The sequence below is a fragment of the Pseudobutyrivibrio sp. JW11 genome (genome assembly GCF_900115355.1).
In the GTDB taxonomy this organism is placed as follows: domain Bacteria; phylum Bacillota; class Clostridia; order Lachnospirales; family Lachnospiraceae; genus Pseudobutyrivibrio; species Pseudobutyrivibrio ruminis.
The window spans coordinates 1-21,354 of sequence record NZ_FOWB01000016.1 but is presented as its reverse complement, the minus strand read 5'-3'; the positions used below and the strand labels follow the sequence as shown (position 1 = coordinate 21,354).

Sequence of the window (21,354 nt, the reverse complement as noted above, 5' to 3'; positions counted from 1 at the left end):
ATTTAATCCTCCTTCTTTAATTCTACGTAAGATTTATATTCCCTAGCGTTTTGCTGCATCTTTTCAAGGACGCGAATCACAGTGGCGATTTCTTCTTCAGAGATATCCTTTGTTACGTATTCTTCAACTTCTAGAATCTGATTCTCTATAAGATGATTGAATTCCATTCCCTTGTCTGTAACAACGATTTGCTTTTTGCGTCCGTCACCATCTACTGGGACCTTGGCAATCAAGCCATCTCGCTCCAGGGTCTGAATCATATCTGCCAATGTAGATTTAGGGAAATGGAAAATCTTTTCCAAATCTTTTTGGAAAATAGGCTCTTTCTGTCTGACGAAATAACCAATTAGCCATCCGTTTTTGGTAGTGCAAAGATCCATTTTGTTGTCGCTGGCGCCTCTGTTAATAGCGTCTTTAACCTCACGACCTATGCTTCCGCACAAAAAACCTATATGTGTCTTTTGGTCAAATTCTTTTGCACACATTTTTTCTCCTTTCCTCTATAATTTCTTTCTTTAATTTGCTTTGGGAATGTCCGACTTCGGAATGTTCGGTTTCGGACAATTCGGTTTCGGACAATTTGCATTATACACTCTAAATTGTGTCCAAGCAACAAAAAAAATATTAAAATTCTATTAAAAAGTCCACGAGCGACCTCATCCGTGGTATAGTAGACAATAGACATAATGATAGGACTTGAATAGGGGAGTACTAAACGTTAGAGAATGGATTTATTGCTTAATCCGCCTTAGGGAAGTAATTAATAAGAAAAGGAGTATAACATGAGAGAACGAAGCAAAGATTTACGTGTAAGAAGAACTCTTACCGCAATTAGAAAGTCATTTAACGAACTCGTACTAGCACGTGACTATCGTGAAATCTCAATTACCGATCTTACAGAAAGAGCAGGAATCAACAGAAAGACATTTTATCTTCACTATACATCTTTAGATGATTTGATTGATGAAATTGAAGAAGAGGTTTCTTCAGACTTATTAGAGCACATTGGAAAGTATGCATTAGATATGGACCTTAGTGGATGTATCACATACTTCTACAAATATCTTGAGTCATGCAGCAAGGTTCAGAAGAAGCTTATGTGCGATGAGTCATATTCATTCTTCTACAATGCAGTTGTAGATAAGGTTTTGAACAGTGACGAATTTTCTAAGTTCTTCAACCAGACTGAGCATCCTTCAATTGTACGTTCATACACAAAGGCAATCACATCTATTTACAAGGATTGGTTGGCAAGTGGCCGCGACGTAGAATTCAAGACACTTACAGATGTTGCAAGTGTTCTTGTTGGCAAGGGATACGCTGGCGTTATTAAAAAATAAATATGCATTATTAAAGGCAGGTCGTAATGACCTGCCTTTTTGTATGCTTTATTTCTAATTAAAGGATAAGCTTCATTGCGCCGTAGATACCAGCATCGTTTCCAAGTGATGCGAGAACGATTTTTGTGCTCTTGCAGCCGTGGAATGCGATTTGATTGAATCTGTATTCTACTTCATCAACAAGATACTGGCCAGCCTTTGAAACGCCACCGCCGATAACGAAGGCTTCTGGGTTTACTACACAAGAGATTACCTGAAGGCCCTGTGCCAAGTATTCGCAAGCGCGTCTTGCGATTTCCTTTGCAACTACGTCGCCCTTCTTTGCCTCATCGAAAACAGCCTTTGCATCAAGTGTTTCTACATCTCTAAGGCTGCTTGCATCATCATTCTGAGCAAGACGAATCTTTGCAAGACGAGCAATACCTGTTGCTGAGCAATACTGCTCAAGACATCCGTGATTGCCGCAACCACAAGTGTTTTCCTCTGTGTAATTTACTCTGATGTGACCGATTTCTCCTGCTGCACCTGCTGCACCACTGATGATATCATCGTTGATGATAACGCCACCGCCAACACCAGTACCAAGAGTAACCATAACTGAGCTTGAATATTCCTTTGCAGCTCCCATCCAAGCTTCACCAAGTGCTGCAACGTTTGCATCGTTACCAGCCTTAACCTTGAGACCGCCGAGGCACTCAGAGAATTCCTTCTCTACATTGAATACGCCCCAACCAAGGTTTACGCAACGGTTTACAACACCGTCATCTGATACAGGTCCAGGAATTCCGATACCAACACCTGCTACATCGTCAGCAGCAATGCCCTTTTCATCCATCTTCTTAACAACTGTCTGTGCAAGATTCTTAAGGATGTTTACACCGCCGTTTGATGTGTCTGTAGGAACCTCCCACTTCTCAAGTAGCTCACCCTCTGCTGTGAATAAGCCGCACTTACATGTTGTTCCCCCCAGATCCAATCCAAATCCGTACTTTGCCATTTCTTTCAAAATCCTCCATATTACTTCTATTCAACCTGATCCTCCACTTCTTCAGTGGTGGTTGTTATCTCTATATCTGTGGCGCCATCTGGTATTGCGCCCTCTGGCACTTCCGTGCCGTCGAAAGTCTCAGTAATAATTTTGTATGTGTTAGGCTCCTGAGGCGTTTCCCCAGGATTTTCCTCGTCGAAGACGCCGTATGGCTCTTCTTCTGATTCGCCCTCTTCCTCAGTTTCCACTTCGTCCTGCTGCTCTTCTGTGCCGATGTATTCCACTGGCTTTTTGAACTCTGCAGGAAGCAGGCCTTCGTGAATGGTGTTCATATATTCTTCCCAGATTTTAGCTGGGTAAGATGAGCCAGTCAAGCCCGCTATTTTCTTGGGCTGATCAGAACCAACCCAAATGCTTGTGGTGTAATATCTGGTATAGCCAACGAACCATCCATCGCGGTTGTCATTGGTGGTACCAGTTTTGCCTGCTGCCGGCATTTCACCAAGGTCGATGCCTCTGGCAGTACCCTCAGCCACTACCGATTGTAGCATATCTGTCATGGTTCTGGCAGCATTTTCTTCGTAAACTTGTACCTCTTCTTCCTGGGCTTCGTAAAGAACCTCTCCCTCAGAATCAGTGATTTGCAAAATGCAATCTGGCTCTCGCATGTAGCCATCATTTTGGATAGTGGCATATCCTTTTGCCATTTCCAAAGGACTTACGCCAACTGTGAGGCCTCCAAGGCATGCGGCCATGCCATAGTCGTCATCTTCTATGTGGGAAAATCCCAGGTTCTTCAGATACTGGATTCCCTTTTGTGGTGTCACTTCTGAATATAGCTGCCAAGCAACTGTGTTTTTTGACTGAGCCACAGCCTGGCGCAATGTGATTTCTCCGGAGTATGTACCTGTTGCATTTTCCGGACCATCCGCCGTCTTCACATCCATCACTTTGCTGTCTGGGGTGTAGCCCATTTCGATGGCTGGTGTGTATACAATAAGCGGCTTGATTGAGCTGCCTGGCTGACGGAAGCTTTGGTAGGCTCTGTTTAATGTGTAGCCTGTCACGTCCTGGCTACGGCCTCCCACTATTGCTTTGGTCATACCTGTCTCGTTATCAATGCACACTCCTGCGGATTGCACGGTATAGATGCCATCTTCGTTCACATCTGTAAAATCCTCCAGGTGGGAATCTATTGCCGCCTGCAGCTCATTTTGCATGTTCAAATCTATTGATGTGTAGATTCGATATCCTGATGTAAATAATGTGGTGTTCCACTGATTGTAAGCTTCGTCGTATGCTCTGTTGTAGGCTTCCTCCTCTTCATCCGAGTCAAACTCTGTCTTGAATTCGAAGCCATTTGCCTTCATCAGTGCCCTGGTTGCACAGTAATATGCGTATGTTTCTACGTAATTATTCTTGATACTATCTGGTCTTGTCAGCACGATTTCTTCGTTGACTGCTGACGTGTAAGTCGCCTCGCTGATTACCTTGTCCTTCAACATCGACGACAATATTGTATTGCGTCTGGTGATTGTGTTTTCCGGATTTACTACCGGGTCGTAGTAGGTTGGGCTGTTTGGAATGGCAAGCAAATAACACACTTCCGAAAGGGTCAGCTCCGATATATCCTTGCTGAAATATCCCTTTGCTGCTGCCTCAATGCCATAATATCCATTGGCGAAATAAACATTATTTAAATAGAACTCTAATATCTGTTCCTTGGAATACTTCTTTTCAAGCTCTGATGCAATATATATCTCCTCCACCTTACGCTGCCAGGTCTTTTCATTGCTGAGGAAGATTGTTCTGGCCAGCTGCTGAGTGATAGTACTACCACCCTGTGTGATTTCCTTATCCTTTAGCATTGTGTAAAGAGCTCTAGCGATTCCCTTATAATCGATACCGTTGTGCTCAAAGAACTTTTTATCCTCAATGGAAACCAATGCCTTCACTGCATTCTGCGGAATCTGATCGTAAGTGATGTAGTACACATCCTTTTCGCCCTTCAACACAGAAATTGTGTTGCCATTTGCATCGTATACTTCACTGGTTTCTATCTGTCTGAATGTATCTTCCGTGGATTTTTTTACAAGAGAAGTAGCCTCTGATTTTAACTCAGAGACTTGAGCTGCATAACCGCTGGCATAGTAATAGGTGACGGCCGAAACCAGCAGCAGTAGCAGTACTATTTGAAGTTTGATTAGTCGAAAGATTTTCTTGTTATTGGCCTTCATTCGCGGACCGCCTTGTTTTGATATAAATATATTACCATAATGTCATTTCTTTGACATTTTTACCTTTATAAATTGATTAATTATTTTGTATCTCTTGTATTAAAAACCACATACAATTATCATTAGTGTAGTTAATTTTATAGGGAGGTTTTTATCGTGGAAAAAGAAAAAGTAGGCGTTACTAAAAACGGCGAAGACATGATTGCATATACTCTTATCAATAAGAATGGTATGCAGGCAAAAATCATGAATTTTGGTTGTAATCTTTTAGAGCTTTGGGTTCCAGATAAGGAAGGAATTCTTACAGATGTTGTTTTAGGATATGACAATATTGAGGATTATTTTGAGAATTCTCCTGGATTTGGATGCTGCATCTGCCCTAATGGCAACCGCATCGGCGATTCAAAATTTACTTTAAATGGTGTTGAGTACAAGCTCGATGCCAACGACGGCAAGAACAATCTTCACTCAGGCTTCCATCCAATGCACAAGCGCATCTGGAATGTAGAGTCTGTAGATGACAGCCATATCACATTCACTTGTCACAAGGCTGACGGCGAGTGCGGATTCCCAGGAGAAATGGATATCACTATCACATACACTCTTGGAGATGACAACTCATTAAAGCTTGAGTATTCTGGGGTTTCTGATGTTGATACAATCTTCAACCCAACTAACCACAGCTACTTCAATTTGAACGGACATGACTCAGGTTCTGTAATGGATCACATCGTTTGGATTGATGCTGACAGATATACTCACACAGATTCAGAGTCTATTCCTCACGGAGAATGCCGTGAAGTAAAGGGAACTCCAATGGATTTCACTACTCCTAAGGCTCTCAAGCAGGATACAGATGCTGACTACGATCAGCTCAACTGGGCAGGCGGTTTCGACCACAATTATTGCCTCAACAATCCATCTCTTACAAAGCCAAGTTGCACACTTGAAGATCCTGCTAGCGGCAGAAAGATGGAAGTTTACACTGATTTACCTGGCGTACAGCTTTATGCTGGTAACTACCTTGATGACAGCCATATCGGCAAGGGTGACTGCCCTTACGGCAAGCGCTTCGGTGTATGCTTCGAGTCTCAGTACTTCCCAAATGCAGTAAACGTACCTACATTTGAGCAGCCAATCGCCAAAGCAGGCCAGAAGGCTCACTCAACTACAATTTATAAATTTATCTAGATAATGAAAGCAGCTATATGAGGAGGCTATCCATTTGGATAGTCTCTTTTTATATAAACAGTTGCATACAACTAATCCTTGTTTTAAAATTACAAAAGATTAAAAAGAATAATGGAGGTATGACATGATTAAAGTTGGTATTTTAGGATACGGAAATCTTGGACGTGGTGTAGAAGCTGCTGTTACTCTTAGCGAAGACATGGAGCTTGTAGCTATTTATACTAGAAGAGATCCAAGTACAGTTACAGTAAAGTCTAACGCACCTGTTAAATCTACAGCAGATTTGGATACAGGAAAAGAAGATATAGATGTACTTGTTATTTGCGGAGGTAGTGCTACAGATTTACCAGAAATGACACCAAAGTACGCAAAGCTCTACAATGTAATTGATTCATTTGATACACATGCAAGAATCCCAGAGCATTTTGCAAACGTTGACAAGGCTTCAAAGGAAGCTGGAAAGCTTGGTCTTATCTCATGTGGATGGGATCCAGGAATGTTCTCATTGAATCGTCTTTATGCAACATCAATCCTTCCAAAGGGACAGGCATACACATTCTGGGGCAAGGGCGTTAGCCAGGGTCACTCAGATGCAATTCGTCGTATCGAAGGTGTTGTTGATGCTAGACAGTACACAGTTCCAGTTCCAGAAGCACTTGAGAGAGTTAGAAATGGTGAGAATCCAGAGCTTACAACAAGAGAAAAGCATACAAGAGAATGCTTTGTAGTTGTTGAGAAAGGTGCTGATAAGGCACGTATCGAGAAGGAAATCAAGGAAATGCCTAATTACTTCTCAGATTATGATACAACAGTAAACTTTATCTCTGCAGAAGAGTTAAAGAAGAACCACAGTGGTTTACCACACGGTGGAAGCGTTATCTACACAGGCGAGACAGGATTTGATGGCAACAAGCACGTAATCGAGTACAGCTTAAACCTCGATTCAAACCCTGAATTTACAGGCGCTGTTCTTACAGCATACGCAAGAGCAATTTCTCGCATGAACAAGGAAGGCGCTACAGGTGCTAAGACAGTCTTCGACATCGCACCAGCTTACCTTTCACCAATTCCTGCAGAAGAGCTTCGCGCTCATTTCCTATAAAAGGTAGCAATTAAAATAAGCCAATATGTACGGATTAAACCTACATATTGGCTTTTCTTTAGATTATGATAATAAAAATACTTTATAGCATTTCTTTATATTTTTCGTATTCACTTTCAGGTATACCTAGTGCTTTCATAGCTTTTTCAGCAGAAAGATTAAGGTTTTCCATAAGGTTTTGAATATCCTCAAGCTTCCCTTCAGCTTTACCTTCAGCAAATTTTTCTCTATCTCTTTGTAATAATGTCATATACTCAAGCCTCCATTCTTCTCTGCTTTGAGCCTTGGATAATTCCAGATTAATCCTATTAGTGAACTCATCTGTAGGTTCTTTGCCAGATATATAATCTAAAAATGCAATTTGCGAGTTAGTAAGATTATTTCTGGAGCCATTAGCATTTATAAAGACTTTTGTTGTTTCATCTTGTAATTCTAAATCTTTGTCTTCAATACAAACATTCTTAAAAGTATAAATGCTTTTATTCCGGTTAAATAAATCATCTAGACAAATAAAAACAACAAACGATTCCTTTAATTCCGAATATTCAGCACCTCTGCTAATCAAATTTAGATCAATCATACCCTGATAGTATCTTGAACGCTTTGGAATATCCTTATTTACGGTTGTTTGCATTTCTATATCATATACTTTATTTCCATCCTCAGCATAAACATCAAGACGAATTCCCTTACCATCAGATGTTAATTCTATTGTCTTTTGTTTTTCTGGATATTGAATATCATGTACTTTAATGCCTAGAAGAAGTTCTATTACCTCTTTGCAAATATCTTTGTTGTCTAACATGATTTTACAAAACATAAAATCATCAGTAAAACTAAGTTCGTCGTAAATTTTCTGATTCAATACTATTCTCCTTTTATTATATCATCGTGGGATTCTAACTGTGAAGTCATAAAAGAATTAAAATTGAAAATAAGAAAAAAGAACTCCAATATCGTCGACAAGTATATTACAGGAAATATATATCATTGTCCACATAAAAAAGAGGCCACCCTTTCGGATAGCCTCCCTACAAAATCTTTTATTAGCTTAATCTTCTAGCTCCATCACCGATGTCTACTACATAGAACTCTGCGTCTAAGTCATACTTTTCTTTGTATGCCTTTCCTACTGTCTCCTTGAAGTTCTCAACAGCTTCGTCCTTTACGATGGCTACTGTGCAGCCGCCGAATCCGCCTCCTGTGATGCGGGCGCCGATTACACCTGGAACGCTCCACTCTGTCTCTACAAGGAAATCAACCTCCTCGCATGATACTTCGTAATCATCGCGAAGTGATACGTGGCTGGCATTCATAAGCTTGCCGAATGTTTCGATGTCGTTTTTGTTAAGAGCATCTACTGCCTTGATTGTACGCTGGTTCTCAGCTACTGCATGCTTTGCACGACGATAGTTTACTTCATCCTTGATTGCAGAGCCATACTTTTCGAATTCTTCGTCTGTAAGATCTCCAAGTGTTCTTATGCCACATACTGTCTGAAGATCTGCGAGAGCCTGTGAGCTTTCGTTTCGTCTGTCGTTGTATGCGCTGTCTACAAGTGAGTGCTTTACCTTTGAATTTGTGATTACAATCTTTGCTCCGTCCAATTTTACGCTGGCATATTGATAGGATAAATCTGCACAGTCAAGGAAAATGGCGTGGTCTTTTTTACCCATTGCAACCGCAAATTGGTCCATTATACCGCAATTACATCCGTTGAAATTGTTCTCAGAGTACTGTCCGATAAGGGCTAACTCTGTCATTGTCTTGTCGATACCGAATAAATCAGTGATTACTGTGCCTGTAAGTACCTCAAGTGATGCTGATGACGAAAGGCCTGAACCGTTGGGAATATTGCCCCAAACACACATTTCAAATCCTGATTTAATTTCCGAACCCTTCTCGATCATAGCCCAAACTACGCCAAGTGGATAGTTTGCCCAGTGATATGCATCCTTATTTGTAAGGTCATCAAGCGAGCTTTCGATAACTCCTACATGCTCGATGTTTGCTGAGTAAAGCTTGATTAATCTGTCTTCGCGCTTTCTTGCAACTGCATATGTACCGATTGTAAGGGCACATGGGAATACGTGACCACCGTTGTAATCAGTGTGCTCTCCTATAAGATTTACACGGCCTGGTGCAAAGTATGTGCGAATATCGCCACCCTGACCGAACTTTTCCTCAAAAATTACTTTTAACTCCTGCTCGTTCATCACATTTCTCCTTTAATTCTAACGATAAATGTCTCTCTTATTGTATTTCTCCATTGCTGTAAGCAACTTGTCTGTAGGATTGAATATTACTTTAAAATCGTTGCCTTTTGCCTCGCTATGAGCCACTAAGATGTAATCTTTTACTTCTTCATTGTGTGCTGAGCAGTCATATGTCTTAAGCTGAACATGATCAAACTTAAGTGATTCGTTTGTTCCAACTGCTGCAACCATCTTTATCTCGCTAGACTCGATTGTCACAACCTTTTTTCTCTTTTCGTTATTGATGATTTTCGCAATCTCAAGGCTACCATTTGTGTAGTCATATTCATATTCGATGTTTTTGTTCGAATATAAGATTATCGTAAATATACCAATAATAATGAGCAAAATCGCCATTATAAGTGTTAAAATCCCTCTTGAATAGCCAACAGTACCAACCAATAAGCAGAATGTTGCTACAGCAGCACCTGTTTTTTTTGTTTTATCCTGGGCTGTTTCTATAACCTTTACTGCCTCTTCTACGAATGTGTCGTTTGATTCAAACATTATCCTACCTCCTAAATAAAAAGATCCGGCCACGTGTGTAGCCGAATCTAATTATACCTTATATACCCCTGAAACTAAAGCAAATCTCCATGTCTTTGCTATTATCTAGCATGAATTCTGGATGTGTTTTTGCGCCCCAGGTATCATCTCCTGCAACGCCCATCTGCTTGCCAATTCGCACGTGTGTGAAATGAACTGGTGGAAGCTCTGTTGGATGCATTGCTTCGTCGATTTCATGTACTGTGTAAGGAAGGGCCGAGAATCCATTGTTCTTTGTAAGGAAGAGGACTCCGTCTCCTCGATTGTCGGTAAGCTTTGCATACCTTGTATCCTGGTGATTTCCGCATTCCTGTGGCACTAAGTATTTAGCCATGTTATCAGCTACCTTATTTCTAAATACTCCTAGCTTGCCATGGTCACGGTCGTTGTATGTTTCCTCTGGACCTTTGCCGTACCATTCCAGGTTTTCAAGCTGGCTATCAAGTGCAAATGTCATTGAAAGCTCTGGAAGCTCGCCTATTTCCGCTGATGCAGGAAGTCTTAAACTACACTCAACAAGTCCATCTGCATATACCACATACTCAACCTGACATGTTCCTGCAGGCTTTGTAGCTAAGTGATATGTATAAGTTACCTTTACTCGCTCATCTGTGGCATCTACCTGTGGGAACTCGTTGATTCCCTGATCCATAACTGATGTTGAGATGTATTTGCTTGCTAATTTCCACTGAGCCGCTCTGAATGGCAACTGGTTTGCCAAATCATTTTCTGTCATTGGGCGCCAGAAGTTTGGCATTACTATGCGCTTTAACAGCTCCTTGCCATGATACTTGTATGAGCTAAGGCCCTTCTGTCCTACGAATAGCACCTCGAAATCATCGCCTTTTACACCCAGGTTATGGAATCCCTGAGTAACCTTAAGCTGCTGCTTTGGTCCTCTTTCGAAGGTGAAGCGGCCAACTGTTGTCTGGCCGTAAGCTACTTCATGGCCTGCCTTTGCCCACATTGTATCTTCTGCAAGCACGAATGAAAGAGTTACCACATACTCATCATCCCTTGGCAAATCAAGCTCTAGCGCATATTCCGTAGTCTCAAGCGGAGGACAATCAATCACTAGCTCCTCTTCTGCTATTAAATCGCCAAGCTTTTCTACTGTAAGAATGGCTGTGTATTCATTTGTGTTTGTAAACAGATTTCTGTTTTCAATGATGGCCTTGCCCTCATCAAAGGTTATCTTGATATTTGAATAATCGAATTTAACCTCCTGCATCTTTGGGCTAGGCTCTCTGTCCTTGCTGTAGCAGATGCCATCTCCTGAGAAGCTGCCGTCGTTTGGTCTGTCATCGAAATCTCCGCCGTAGCCTTCGAATTCAACGCCATTTACATCTTTCTTTGTGATGGCCTGGTCGATGTAATCCCAGATAAATCCGCCTTGGAACAATGGCTCCTCATAAGCGTACTCTGTGTACTTGCTCATGGCGCCACAGCTATTTCCCATGGCATGCATGTACTCACAGTTGATGTAAGGCTTCTCTTTATGCTCTGAAAGCCACTTCTTAATATCTTTTACATAGACATACATTGTAGATTCAACATCTGATAAATCTACTCTTCTATCGTTGAAAACACCCTCGTAATGTACAAGACGTGTGTTGTCCCATTCATGGAACTTGTCTTGCATCTTTCTAAGGTTTGTTCCGCCGTAGCTTTCATTTCCAAGTGACCAAATCAGGACACAAGGATGATTCTTGTCACGCTCAAACATGTTGTGGGCGCGGTCGATAACGTTGTCTGTGTATTCAGGTCTATCTCCTGGAACAGCGTAGCTATCATCCCTCATTTTCAGGATTTGGATAGGTGTCTGCCATGTTCCATGAGTCTCTAAGTTTGTTTCATCAATAACGTACAATCCAAATATATCGCACAATCTGTAGAAGAATGTCTGGTTTGGATAATGGCTTGTACGGATTGCATTTATATTGTTTTGCTTAATTGTAATGATGTCCTTGAGGATGTCCTCCTCTGAAAGGGCACGTCCCGTTGATGAAGAAAATTCGTGGCGGTTAACGCCCTTGAATACGATGCGCTTGCCGTTGATGTGCATCATATGGTCCTTCATCTCGAATCTTCTAAAGCCTACCTTTTCCTTTATTACCTCTGAAAGTCTGCCTGTTGGGCCGAATACATTGAGCTGTAAATCGAAAAGATAAGGATGTTCTGCACTCCACAGCTTTGGCCCCCTCACATGAATTTCCATGTGATTCTTGCCATTTTCAACTGCCATTTTGTTCAGCACATCTGCATCATCATCAGAAAGAGTCATCTGAACAAGTCCCTCTCCAACAACATCCATATCAATTACAAGAGTAGCATCCTTATAATCGTCATCTAGAAGGGTTTGGATACGGATGTCGCGAATGTGTGTCTCCGGAACTGTATACAGATAAACCTCTCTGAAAATGCCTGAAAATCTGAAGAAATCCTGGTCCTCACACCAGCTTCCAGCTGTCCATTTGAACACCTGAACTGCCAGCTTGTTCTCGCCCTCTCTGATGAAAGGTGTTAAATCGAACTCGCTTGGAGTAAAGGAATCTTCGCTATAACCAACATACTGGCCGTTAAGCCAGAGTGCAAATCCACTTTCCACACCCTGAAATGAGATGTAGATTGGACCATTTTTCATGAATTCTGGAACTGTAAAATACTTGACGTAATTACCAACTGGATTCTCCTCTGTTGGTATTTCGCCAGGCTCTACGGCCTCGTGACCATCCCATGGATACTGAGTGTTCACGTACATGATTTTATCGTAGCCTTCTAATTGGATATGGGCTGGGACTTTAATATCGTTCCATCCCTTACAATCTCTTCCATCCTCATAGAAGTTCTTGTCGCAACACTCATAATTCTTGGCAAATTCAAATTTCCAAGTGCCATTTAAAGAGTACTTGAAATTAGATTTTTCACCGTATGCATATGCTTCGCTGTCATAAAATTCGTGGTCTGAGTGAGCATCTAATCTATTCTGTTGAAAAACTCTTGGGTCTTTTACAATTTCATAATTGAATTCATTCATTTTATTTTACCGATCCTGTAATTCCTTCTGCAAACTGCTTCTGAAGTACGAAGAATACAAACATTGTTGGTACTGAGCAGAACAATACGCCAAGCATTGTCATACCGTAATCTACGGTGTAACCACTTGAAATGTTTGCGATGAACATTGGCATTGTCTGAGCACGGTTGTCGCTCATTACTACCTTTGGCCACATATATGCGTTCCATGCGTTCATGAATGTGATAACAGCAGCTGCTGCATAGATTGATTTCTGAATTGGAACATACATCTTGAAGAAAATCTTCCATTCAGGTAGTCCATCAATTCTGGCTGCTTCCATGATGTCAGGTGGGAAATTACGAGAATTCTGTCTGAACATCATAATCATAAATGGTGTTGAAATTCCTGGTAGGATGAAAGCCCATACAGTATTAAGTAATTTCGCTTTCGAAATAAGTCCATACAAAGGAACCATTGTTGCTACTGCTGGAACCATCATTGCAAGAAGAAGAATTCCGAAAAGTCTATCCTTGCCCTTGTCGTGATAAAGCTCAAAGCCATAGCCTGCGATTGAACAAACAAAAAGTGTAAATACAGTCTGTACGATTGAGTAGAGGAATGAATTTCCCATACTGCTCCAAAGAGTACCCTGCACTGCGTTCTTTAAGTGCGCAAAGTTTACAGCAAGCTGATTTCCAAACGCAATTGAACCTCTAGCTACTGCAAGCGATTCATTTGTTGCTGCTGCAATCATCCAATAAAGTGGAAATACTGATATTAGCGAGCAGATTATCAAAAAGATGTAAGTAGGTATAAGCCTACGCTGTATCATTGATTTATTTCTCTTTTTAGTCACGTGTATCACCTACTTTCAAACTAATAAATGCTAGAATTCCAACCAAAATGAATACGATAAATGCCATTGCTGATGTGTATCCTAACTGTCCAACACCCTGACCAAATGCCTGGTTGTAAATGTAGTGTGACATTGTGATTGTTGAGTTTGCAGGTCCACCACTAGTCAAGTTCATTGACTCGTCGAAGAGCTGTAATGTACCGTTGATTGACATGATTGCTGTCATAACGATTGTTGGCTTAAGAAGTGGCACTGTAATGTACCAGAATGTCTTCCAACCACTTGCACCATCGATTTTTGCAGCTTCATATACTGAGTATTCAATGTTCTGAAGTCCTGCAAGGTAGAATACCATGTTGTATCCTGTCCATCTCCAAATCAAAGCAATGATGATTACTGCCTTTGCTGTTGCTGGAGTTCCAAGCCAGTTGATGTTCTCGCTGATGATACCAATCTTCATAAGAACTGAATTGATAAGACCCTGTGTTGCAAACATTGACTTGAAAATCAAAGAATATGAAACAAGTGATGTAGCACATGGTAAAAAGATACATGTTCTAAAAAGTCCCTTGAACTTTAAGTCCTTGTTGTTAAGAAGCTGTGCCAAAAGGATGGCAAGGATCAGCATGATAGGGACCTGTATTATTAAATAAAAGAATGTATTTTTCATGGATGTCATGAAAATACTATCCTGTAACATTCGAGTGTAATTGTAGGTAAGTGGATCAGCAAATGCGATATTGACACCCTTACCTGTTTTTAATGATGTAATAAAAGCTTTAATAATTGGATAAAAGCTCATTATGAAAATGAGTATTGTTGCTGGTGTAAGGAAAATCCAGCCCGCTGCTAATTGCTTATTAGCAAGCGTCATTCCTCTTCTTTTCTTTTCCACGGCGATTCCCTCTTCTTTTTAAAAAAGGGAAGTGGGTTTACCACTTCCCCAAAAATTATCTTTTAATACTTTTTTATTGATTGGAATTATAATCCCATATCAAATCTGAGCTGCTGCTCTGCATTCTCAAGTGCTGTATCAACATCTACGCCATCTGTAAGTACGCTCTGAAGAGCTGTAGCAAGCTGTGTACGTGCTGAGTAGTGATAATCTGACTGCTCAACTGTTGGTACGTGCTGTGTGTACTCAACGATTGTTGCATAGATTGGCTGATCGTTGAAGTAAGCAACACCCTGCTGGTAAACATCTGACTCTGCAGCTGCTGCACATGTTCCGATAACACCACCGTTTGTAAGAGCCTCATCATATGTTGTAGACTGTCCGTCCTCTGCTGAACGACCACCAAATGTGTAAGCTAAGAAGTCCTTAGCAAGATCTGTCTTTGAGCAGTTAGCTGTGATGTAAAGTGAAGAACCACCGTTTGAAGCGTATCCCTCTGCACCTGTAAGTGTAGGAGCTGTTGTGATTTCCCACTTACCTGCGTTATCTGCAACCTGCTCGATTGTAGGAATGATCCAGTTACCATTGTAAACACCTGCAACCATGTCGCCCTGGATAGCCTGATCTGTGTAATCTGACCAGTCATTTGCAAGGTAAAGAACATTGTCCTGAGCAAGCTTAACGATTACGTTAAATACATCTACGAGCTGCTGGTTCTCTGTGAAGTATGGCTCACCATCTTTAAACTGTGAAGCACCTTCAGCCTGAAGCATCATGTAGAATAAGTCGTTTCCATCGCCATCCATGCAAAGTAAGTACTTGCCTGTTGCGTTGTAAACATCAACACCAATCTTGTCGAACTCATCCCAAGTAATACCTGTTACATCATCGATTGTGTAACCAGCCTGCTCAAGAAGGTCTGTTCTGTAAGCAAAGATTGCTGTTCCTGCATCTACAGGGAATCCGTAATGCTTGCCATCGATTGTAGAGTATGAAAGCTTCTCAGCTCCAAGTCCTGACCAATCGCAATCTGCATCGTCAACATCCTGCCATGCATCTGGATAATTTGTAACGTACTGCTGGATGTAGTGATCCTGGAAAAGTACGATATCTGGTAATGTGCTGTAGTCGCCAGCCTCTGCTGCAAGTGTTACAGCATTCTCAACGTCTGAAGACTGTGACTGTGTGATAATTTCAAGATGGAAATCTGGATTAACATCCTGATAATCCTTCTCTGCTGCCTTAAGTGCTGGGATATTGAAGTTTTCGTCCCAAGCATAAACTGTAAGTGTGTTCTCGTCATCTGACTGAACATCGGCTGCAGCTGCTGCGCCGTCCTCTGTTGTTGCAGCATCGCCTGTTGCTGCTGTGTCTGAGCTTGAGCTGCCGCATGCTACCATAGAAGCTGCCATTGCACCAACAAGCATGAGTGAAAGTAATCTTCTCTTCATTCTCTTCTTCTCCTTATTTGTTTAAATTGTTCGGGGGTTATTGTGCATCATGCACAACTTATTACCCAATACCTACCCCTCATATGGTCATAATACTAGTTATATATAGTTATTGTCTGACAAATTTGCTCTAAAAAAGTGCAAATTCGACTCTCAAAGATTGTTAAATAATTGTTTTTCTACGAAAATATGTTAAGAACGTGAAAAAAGGATGGCGATTTAGCGTTAGCTAAATCACCATCCCTTCTTGGCACTGATTTGATAATTCTTTTTTGTTATTCCTAAATGATTCTCTTCTTTTTTCCACTGATATGGAGTCTTGCCAGTGAGCTTTTTGAAGTTACGATTGAAGGTGGATGGAGTCTGATATCCAACTCTAAATCCAACTTCTTCCATGGCGTAATCCTTGTTCTGGATTATCTCGCATGCCTTGTCTATTCGAACCATGTTCAAATAATCAAGAGGCTTCATGCTCATGGTCTCTTCGAATATTCGTCTGAAATGGCTCTCAGAAAGACCGCATTCATCGGCCACATCTGCCATCTTTATTTCCTCTGCATAGTGTTCTGCAAAGTAATTTATACTCTTTTCGATATAGCTATTTAAGCGTTTCTCCTCGATTGTAAGGGAAGAACTCATATCCTCGTTGATACGAAGCAGCTCCACTATGAATGCTCTCAGATAGCCCTTTACAGATTCCTTGTAGTAAGGCTTTTGCTCACGATACTCCTCAATAATGTTTCTAACAATGGTATTCAATGTCTTATTCTGATTCCACTGAATTACATAGCCCTGACTGTTAAGGCGCTTTATTACTTCCTCAGGAAGCATGCGCTTGAACTGCATCTCCTTCTTAATGAAGCTGTTAATATCGATGTACAGGTACTCCCATTTACAGATTCCATTGTTGATACTTTTGGTCTCGTGTGGAATATTCTCTGGGATGATGGTGATTATACCGCCCTTATAATTAACATTGGCCTCCTCGATTGTGAGCTGGCCATTGCCCCAGTAGCAGTAACCAATCTCCATGTAGTTGTGGAAATGAAGCAGATTTTCCTGCTCCGCTCCGTAGCTACGAACCCAACTATCGCCCAAAAGAGCCATTACATAATGGCCTTCAGGAATCTCATAATATCTGTATTCAATCTGCTTTTTCTGTTTTGCCATAATAAATCCTAGTGTCTTCGATCGTTATTTGCAGAATAGAACTCTGCCTTATCATTGTACATCAGCTTGTCGGCAGTGTTAATCATCTCTTCCATATTTTCTGCATTTTCCTGCCATGTTGCTCCTATGGCCATTGATACTTTTTTACATTTTTTCCTAAGCTTTGCTACCAGCTCTTCAAAATATTCTTTTTCTACCTGAGGTACGATTGCCACAAATTCATCTCCACCAATTCGGTAGCTATATTTCTTTTTAAAGACTGATTCTATAATGGCTCCCGCTTCTCTTATGTGCTCGTCACCTGCATCATGGCCTTGCTCATCGTTGATTGCCTTAAGGCCATTAATATCAGCAAAGCACACGCCAACAGGTATCTTCATACCCTCTATCATGTTTAGAGTTGCTGTAAATGCATTCCTGTTTCTAAGGTTTGTCATAGCATCATGTGAACTCATATATTGCATTTCCTGACCAAGGATGTAGTTTCTAAGCTCCTCAGATATGAAGATGGCAACTGTCTCAAATACTTCTGCCAGATTTATATCCAGGTACAATGAGAAATTGTCGGCAACAAGATAGCCGATTGTCTCACCCTTGTCCTGTATAGCCGTGATAATATAACGGGAAATTGTTCCCTGAAGCACATCCTCGTATACTTCTTTATTTTTCTTAATGATTTCTTTCGTATCTTCAACAATTACAACTCTATTCTCCAGCAACTGCTTATCCCACATTGTGAAGAAATCGAATCTCTCAAAGTCTTTTCTGTTTGGCAGGCCTGTGCCACTCTTTTTGTCTGTCCACTCGTAGATATCTCCCAGGTCACCGCCCTTCGACTCTACAATATAGACTCTGTCTGCCTTTATTTTTGTTCCAAGAGCTTTAAGTGTAGCCTTGATACCTCTTTTAAAATCGCTTGTGGAAAGAACCTTGGCGCAATCCAAGATTAGATTATTAGAATTAGATACAATTTCCTGGTTTTCCTCCTTGCGCTTTTCAGCTGTAACATCATGAATGATGAAGGCGCAAAAGCCTTTTTTATAAACTGGAACTGCCCAGAATTCGAACCATTTATTGAACTGTGTATTGAAAGTGCGGTTGATGACAGATTGGCGCATGACTGCAGCCTGATAGCTGAGCCTTATCCAATCCTCATCCCTGTTTGCAACAGTTGTATAGTATGTTGCACCCATTAATTCCGCTGTTGGTTTTCCAACTAAAGATGCGTATTTTTCGTTTACGAAAATGAACTGCATGTCATGTACAGTGCCAAAAGGATCTGTCATAATCCTGAAAACGCAGCATGCGTCAGGCAAATCCTTTAGCATATACAAAACTTCACTAGCTGAGTAATCCTTAAATTCTTCAATCTTCTCCATGTAAGAAACCCCTTTTCTCCCCGATTATTTAATAATCATTGCTCGTAAAAAACCTGCTAAACCATAGTCCCGTTTTCCGCTACCCATGCCAACCTTTTCGATAACGAATTCCTTTGGCAATGTGTCGCTTGTTCTAAGTGCCGCTACTGTGGCAGCTCCTGTTGGAGTAACTAACTCTCCATTGATGTCTAGAATTTCTAATCCAATTTTGTATTTAGAAACAATATTGGTTACTGCTGGCACTGGCACTGGCAAAATGCCATGCTGACATCTGACCGTTCCCTGGCCCTCGTACAGCTTTGGGACAATCACGTCAGTGATATCCAGATTGTCCATGCAAACTGCGATGGAAATGATATCGACGATAGAATCAATAGCCCCAACCTCGTGGAAATGAACCTGCTCCACTGGTACCCCATGAGCCTTTGATTCTGCCTCTGCCAACACATTAATAATTCTTTTGGCAATCTCTCTTGCTCTATCTGTAAGGGCTGCAGAATCGATAATCTGATTTATCTCCTTCATGCCCCTATGCTCATGATGGTGTTCGCGATGATGCTCATGTTCATGATGCTCCTCATGGAGATGTCCATAAAGATACTCCATGTCATGGTCATGACCATCATGCTCATCATCCAGGATTACATCAAAATCCATGCAATCCAAGCCTGCTCGCTTCACTCTGCTGTAAGCAATCTTGAAGCCCTCAGCATTTATTGTACTTAGGACCTCGGATAAGTATTGCTTATCAGCCCCCAAGTCTAAAAGCGCACCTACAGTCATATCGCCACTGATGCCTGAATTACATTCCAAATATAATGTACGCCCCATTTTGTCTCCTTTATTATCTTGATTATATCGTATTTACGATTTTTAGTCTCCCTCAATTGTCGCTAAAATTAGAATACCTGCGATAACAAGGAACAAGAATAGATACTGCTTTCTTGTAAGCTTTTCTTTCAGGAAGATTCTTGAAAGTGTAAGTGATACTACGCAAACTGCTGAAATGATTGGAGCAGCGATTGCACCGTTTCCACTCATGGCATATACGTATGTAAACTGACCTGCTGTCTCGCAAACACCGGCAAGTACTTTGTCTCTCTGTTTTGGAAGCTCAAACTTCACTCCACGGCTCCACATGAAAAGTAAAAGAATAATTGCACAGATGAAGAATGTAAGCTCGTAAGAAGTGTTAGCTACCTCTTCGATTGTTGCCTCGTTTACGTTTGCAAGTGGGCTTGTTTCCATTTCCAAATAATAGATATCAAGGAATGTTCCAAGTGCATCAAGTGTTGCATAGCAGAATGGCATCGCAAATGCTATAATTGCCATCTTCTTTCCAAGCTTTTTCTTTCTGTCGGTATCGCCGTTGTTCTCAAGGAAGCCAAGTCCAAGAATACCGATAACAATGATGACGATAGCGATGATTGAGCCTGTTGCAATTGTCTCACCAAGGATGATAACGCACATAAGTGAAACGATAGCACCTGATGTGTTCTCGATTGGATCTGAAATTGATTCCTCAATGAATCGCATTCCAAAGAATGAAAATGCCATTGAAAGAATGTAGCAAAGGGATACTGGAAGATAGCGAACAAGGTTGATTGGATCGTATCCAATATCCTGAGTAAGCAATGTAAAGATTGCATGCATACCCATGATGACACCTACGGAAACGCATATCTTCAAATGAGCGAACTTCTCGTCCGGGTTAGCTCCCTTCTTATAGAATAGCTCCGCAAGACCCCAGATAAAGGTTGTTGCGAGGGTAAAAAATAACCACATAATATTTCCTCATTTCTTTATTTAATTTACGGGTTTATTATATATTTTTTAATAAGTAGCACGCAATCTTTTTTGCAAAATTCACCGAGTTTTCACGGTTTATATAAAAAAATACCCCTGATTAAAATTAATCAGGGGTTTAAACACTATTTATTATTTTCATCCATTTCGATATTGATACTCAAATCAATATCGCTTTTCTCAAGCTTGCCTCTGTTGATTTTGCGCTGAGCTTCGTGAAGCATTTCTTTAAGCTTCTCTAAATCCTCGTATGCATCATCCGAGCTGTAAGGCTTGCTCTCGTCTTCCCAATTGTAATCCATACTGCATCCCACCTTTACTGTGGGGTCAGTATAACAAATTAGTTTGTTTAAATGATGAAATTTGTATTACATATTCTTGTCAACTAAACCATCAACAAATGGAATAGCAATTGTGCCCTGGTTAAGAGCCTTGAAGATAAGACCGATGAAAATGATATCTTCGCAAATGCTAAGAACACGGCATACAAGGTTGAAGATATCTGAAACAAAGTTTCCGTAGATATCTGCACCAAATACATTGATGAGAGATACAACCCAATCAGCAGCGTCTGGAATAAGTCCAACTAATGCAATAAGGAAATCAAAGAATACCATTGTTGCTGCAGCCTTAACTACTGCCTTCTTTAACCATGTGTTTTCTTCTCTAAGAAGAACATATCCTACTACAAGAGCTGTTGCTACATATCCGCCAAAACCAACTGCTGCAATTGCAAATGCTCCAAATAAACCTACTGGTAAACCTAATTTTGTCTTTTCCATAACTATTAATTCTCCTACTATTAGTATTAGTCATAGTCTTTCTTTACCTTTTCTATAGGTTCGACTATGCTGTTTAAGATGCTGTGGATTGGTTTATTACTCCTACCGCATAGACGGTTTAGTAGAGGCTCCAACCACAGTCTCTTTGTTTATTTGTTAATCAGTTAGTTACCGCATGACGGTTTATCAAGAAGTAGGTTACGATTGCAAGGAGCCCTGTGGATCTTAAAACAGTATCAATCTATTTTAAGGAGGTCCTATATGATTTTTGTAGGAATTGATGTCGCTAAAGATAAGCATGATTGCTTTATCACTAACACCGATGGAGAAGTTCTTT

General features: G+C 40.9%; 19 protein-coding genes. 3 read left to right on the top strand and 16 right to left on the bottom strand.

The genetic code is table 11. The features are described from left to right. Positions 1–2 precede the first annotated feature (2 nt). A complete protein-coding gene (locus BM102_RS11915; RefSeq protein WP_090482271.1) occupies positions 3–485 on the bottom strand; it encodes a MarR family winged helix-turn-helix transcriptional regulator in 483 nt (160 codons plus the stop codon). 297 nt (positions 486–782) lie between these two features. On the opposite strand from BM102_RS11915, the gene BM102_RS11910 reads away from it, so the two are divergent. Then, entirely contained in the window at positions 783–1,340 is a 558-nt protein-coding gene (locus BM102_RS11910) for a TetR/AcrR family transcriptional regulator (protein ID WP_090395239.1), read from the top strand. A 58-nt stretch (positions 1,341–1,398) separates the two neighbouring features. Here the strand turns inward: BM102_RS11910 and BM102_RS11905 are convergent, their stop codons facing one another. Further along, on the bottom strand, positions 1,399–2,337 hold the full coding sequence (locus tag BM102_RS11905) for an ROK family glucokinase (protein WP_090395238.1): 939 nt from the start codon (positions 2,335–2,337) through the stop codon (positions 1,399–1,401). A gap of 26 nt (positions 2,338–2,363) precedes the next feature. Next, positions 2,364–4,565 (bottom strand): transglycosylase domain-containing protein, encoded by a 2,202-nt coding sequence (locus tag BM102_RS11900; protein ID WP_090482267.1) that lies wholly within the window; start codon positions 4,563–4,565, stop codon positions 2,364–2,366. Positions 4,566–4,721: 156 nt separating this feature from the next. On the opposite strand from BM102_RS11900, the gene BM102_RS11895 reads away from it, so the two are divergent. Further along, on the top strand, positions 4,722–5,756 hold the full coding sequence (locus BM102_RS11895; protein WP_242942936.1) for an aldose epimerase family protein: 1,035 nt from the start codon (positions 4,722–4,724) through the stop codon (positions 5,754–5,756). A 124-nt stretch (positions 5,757–5,880) separates the two neighbouring features. After that, on the top strand, positions 5,881–6,858 hold the full coding sequence (locus BM102_RS11890) for a diaminopimelate dehydrogenase (protein ID WP_090482264.1): 978 nt from the start codon (positions 5,881–5,883) through the stop codon (positions 6,856–6,858). Positions 6,859–6,940: 82 nt separating this feature from the next. Here the strand turns inward: BM102_RS11890 and BM102_RS11885 are convergent, their stop codons facing one another. From BM102_RS11885 to BM102_RS11830, 13 genes are all read right to left on the bottom strand, one after another. Then, on the bottom strand, positions 6,941–7,723 hold the full coding sequence (locus tag BM102_RS11885; protein WP_090482261.1) for an Rpn family recombination-promoting nuclease/putative transposase: 783 nt from the start codon (positions 7,721–7,723) through the stop codon (positions 6,941–6,943). A 181-nt stretch (positions 7,724–7,904) separates the two neighbouring features. Then, positions 7,905–9,074: a galactokinase gene (locus tag BM102_RS11880; protein WP_090482258.1), complete on the bottom strand. Its 1,170-nt coding sequence runs from the start codon at positions 9,072–9,074 to the stop codon at positions 7,905–7,907. An 18-nt stretch (positions 9,075–9,092) separates the two neighbouring features. Further along, positions 9,093–9,620, bottom strand: coding sequence for a DUF6106 family protein (locus BM102_RS11875; protein ID WP_090482256.1), 528 nt, complete (start codon positions 9,618–9,620; stop codon positions 9,093–9,095). 58 nt (positions 9,621–9,678) lie between these two features. Then, entirely contained in the window at positions 9,679–12,696 is a 3,018-nt protein-coding gene (locus tag BM102_RS11870) for a beta-galactosidase, LacZ type (protein WP_090482254.1), read from the bottom strand. Position 12,697: 1 nt separating this feature from the next. After that, on the bottom strand, positions 12,698–13,510 hold the full coding sequence (locus tag BM102_RS11865; protein ID WP_090482251.1) for a carbohydrate ABC transporter permease: 813 nt from the start codon (positions 13,508–13,510) through the stop codon (positions 12,698–12,700). 16 nt (positions 13,511–13,526) lie between these two features. Then, the gene (locus tag BM102_RS11860) at positions 13,527–14,408 is read right to left on the bottom strand and encodes a carbohydrate ABC transporter permease (protein WP_177194966.1); all 882 of its coding nucleotides are present in this window, start codon (positions 14,406–14,408) and stop codon (positions 13,527–13,529) included. 107 nt (positions 14,409–14,515) lie between these two features. Continuing rightward, the gene (locus BM102_RS11855; protein ID WP_090482242.1) at positions 14,516–15,880 is read right to left on the bottom strand and encodes an ABC transporter substrate-binding protein; all 1,365 of its coding nucleotides are present in this window, start codon (positions 15,878–15,880) and stop codon (positions 14,516–14,518) included. Positions 15,881–16,114: 234 nt separating this feature from the next. Continuing rightward, the gene (locus tag BM102_RS11850; protein ID WP_044939148.1) at positions 16,115–17,050 is read right to left on the bottom strand and encodes an AraC family transcriptional regulator; all 936 of its coding nucleotides are present in this window, start codon (positions 17,048–17,050) and stop codon (positions 16,115–16,117) included. An 8-nt stretch (positions 17,051–17,058) separates the two neighbouring features. Then, positions 17,059–18,429, bottom strand: coding sequence for a sensor domain-containing diguanylate cyclase (locus BM102_RS11845; RefSeq protein WP_090482239.1), 1,371 nt, complete (start codon positions 18,427–18,429; stop codon positions 17,059–17,061). A 24-nt stretch (positions 18,430–18,453) separates the two neighbouring features. Then, positions 18,454–19,260, bottom strand: a complete 807-nt coding sequence (locus tag BM102_RS11840; RefSeq protein WP_090482236.1) for a nickel pincer cofactor biosynthesis protein LarC — start codon at positions 19,258–19,260, stop codon at positions 18,454–18,456. Between the two features lie 42 nt (positions 19,261–19,302). After that, complete coding sequence (locus BM102_RS11835; RefSeq protein ID WP_090482232.1) at positions 19,303–20,214, bottom strand: DMT family transporter; 912 nt, start codon at positions 20,212–20,214, stop codon at positions 19,303–19,305. A gap of 146 nt (positions 20,215–20,360) precedes the next feature. Next, on the bottom strand, positions 20,361–20,537 hold the full coding sequence (locus tag BM102_RS14365; protein WP_155952523.1) for a hypothetical protein: 177 nt from the start codon (positions 20,535–20,537) through the stop codon (positions 20,361–20,363). A 66-nt stretch (positions 20,538–20,603) separates the two neighbouring features. After that, positions 20,604–21,017 (bottom strand): hypothetical protein, encoded by a 414-nt coding sequence (locus tag BM102_RS11830; RefSeq protein WP_090482229.1) that lies wholly within the window; start codon positions 21,015–21,017, stop codon positions 20,604–20,606. Positions 21,018–21,354 lie beyond the last annotated feature (337 nt).

What these genes read in the sequence shown, in the direction of transcription:
- BM102_RS11850 (WP_044939148.1), bottom strand. Translation starts at nt 17,050, where the DNA reads ATGGCAAAACAGAAAAAGCAGATTGAATACAGATATTATGAGATTCCT.
- BM102_RS11865 (WP_090482251.1), bottom strand. Translation starts at nt 13,510, where the DNA reads ATGATACAGCGTAGGCTTATACCTACTTACATCTTTTTGATAATCTGC.
- BM102_RS11830 (WP_090482229.1), bottom strand. Translation starts at nt 21,017, where the DNA reads ATGGAAAAGACAAAATTAGGTTTACCAGTAGGTTTATTTGGAGCATTT.
- BM102_RS11890 (WP_090482264.1), top strand. Translation starts at nt 5,881, where the DNA reads ATGATTAAAGTTGGTATTTTAGGATACGGAAATCTTGGACGTGGTGTA.
- BM102_RS11835 (WP_090482232.1), bottom strand. Translation starts at nt 20,214, where the DNA reads ATGTGGTTATTTTTTACCCTCGCAACAACCTTTATCTGGGGTCTTGCG.
- BM102_RS11875 (WP_090482256.1), bottom strand. Translation starts at nt 9,620, where the DNA reads ATGTTTGAATCAAACGACACATTCGTAGAAGAGGCAGTAAAGGTTATA.
- BM102_RS11900 (WP_090482267.1), bottom strand. Translation starts at nt 4,565, where the DNA reads ATGAAGGCCAATAACAAGAAAATCTTTCGACTAATCAAACTTCAAATA.
- BM102_RS11840 (WP_090482236.1), bottom strand. Translation starts at nt 19,260, where the DNA reads ATGGGGCGTACATTATATTTGGAATGTAATTCAGGCATCAGTGGCGAT.
- BM102_RS11855 (WP_090482242.1), bottom strand. Translation starts at nt 15,880, where the DNA reads ATGAAGAGAAGATTACTTTCACTCATGCTTGTTGGTGCAATGGCAGCT.
- BM102_RS11915 (WP_090482271.1), bottom strand. Translation starts at nt 485, where the DNA reads ATGTGTGCAAAAGAATTTGACCAAAAGACACATATAGGTTTTTTGTGC.
- BM102_RS11905 (WP_090395238.1), bottom strand. Translation starts at nt 2,337, where the DNA reads ATGGCAAAGTACGGATTTGGATTGGATCTGGGGGGAACAACATGTAAG.
- BM102_RS11880 (WP_090482258.1), bottom strand. Translation starts at nt 9,074, where the DNA reads ATGAACGAGCAGGAGTTAAAAGTAATTTTTGAGGAAAAGTTCGGTCAG.
- BM102_RS11910 (WP_090395239.1), top strand. Translation starts at nt 783, where the DNA reads ATGAGAGAACGAAGCAAAGATTTACGTGTAAGAAGAACTCTTACCGCA.
- BM102_RS14365 (WP_155952523.1), bottom strand. Translation starts at nt 20,537, where the DNA reads ATGGATTACAATTGGGAAGACGAGAGCAAGCCTTACAGCTCGGATGAT.
- BM102_RS11845 (WP_090482239.1), bottom strand. Translation starts at nt 18,429, where the DNA reads ATGGAGAAGATTGAAGAATTTAAGGATTACTCAGCTAGTGAAGTTTTG.
- BM102_RS11870 (WP_090482254.1), bottom strand. Translation starts at nt 12,696, where the DNA reads ATGAATGAATTCAATTATGAAATTGTAAAAGACCCAAGAGTTTTTCAA.
- BM102_RS11860 (WP_177194966.1), bottom strand. Translation starts at nt 14,408, where the DNA reads ATGACGCTTGCTAATAAGCAATTAGCAGCGGGCTGGATTTTCCTTACA.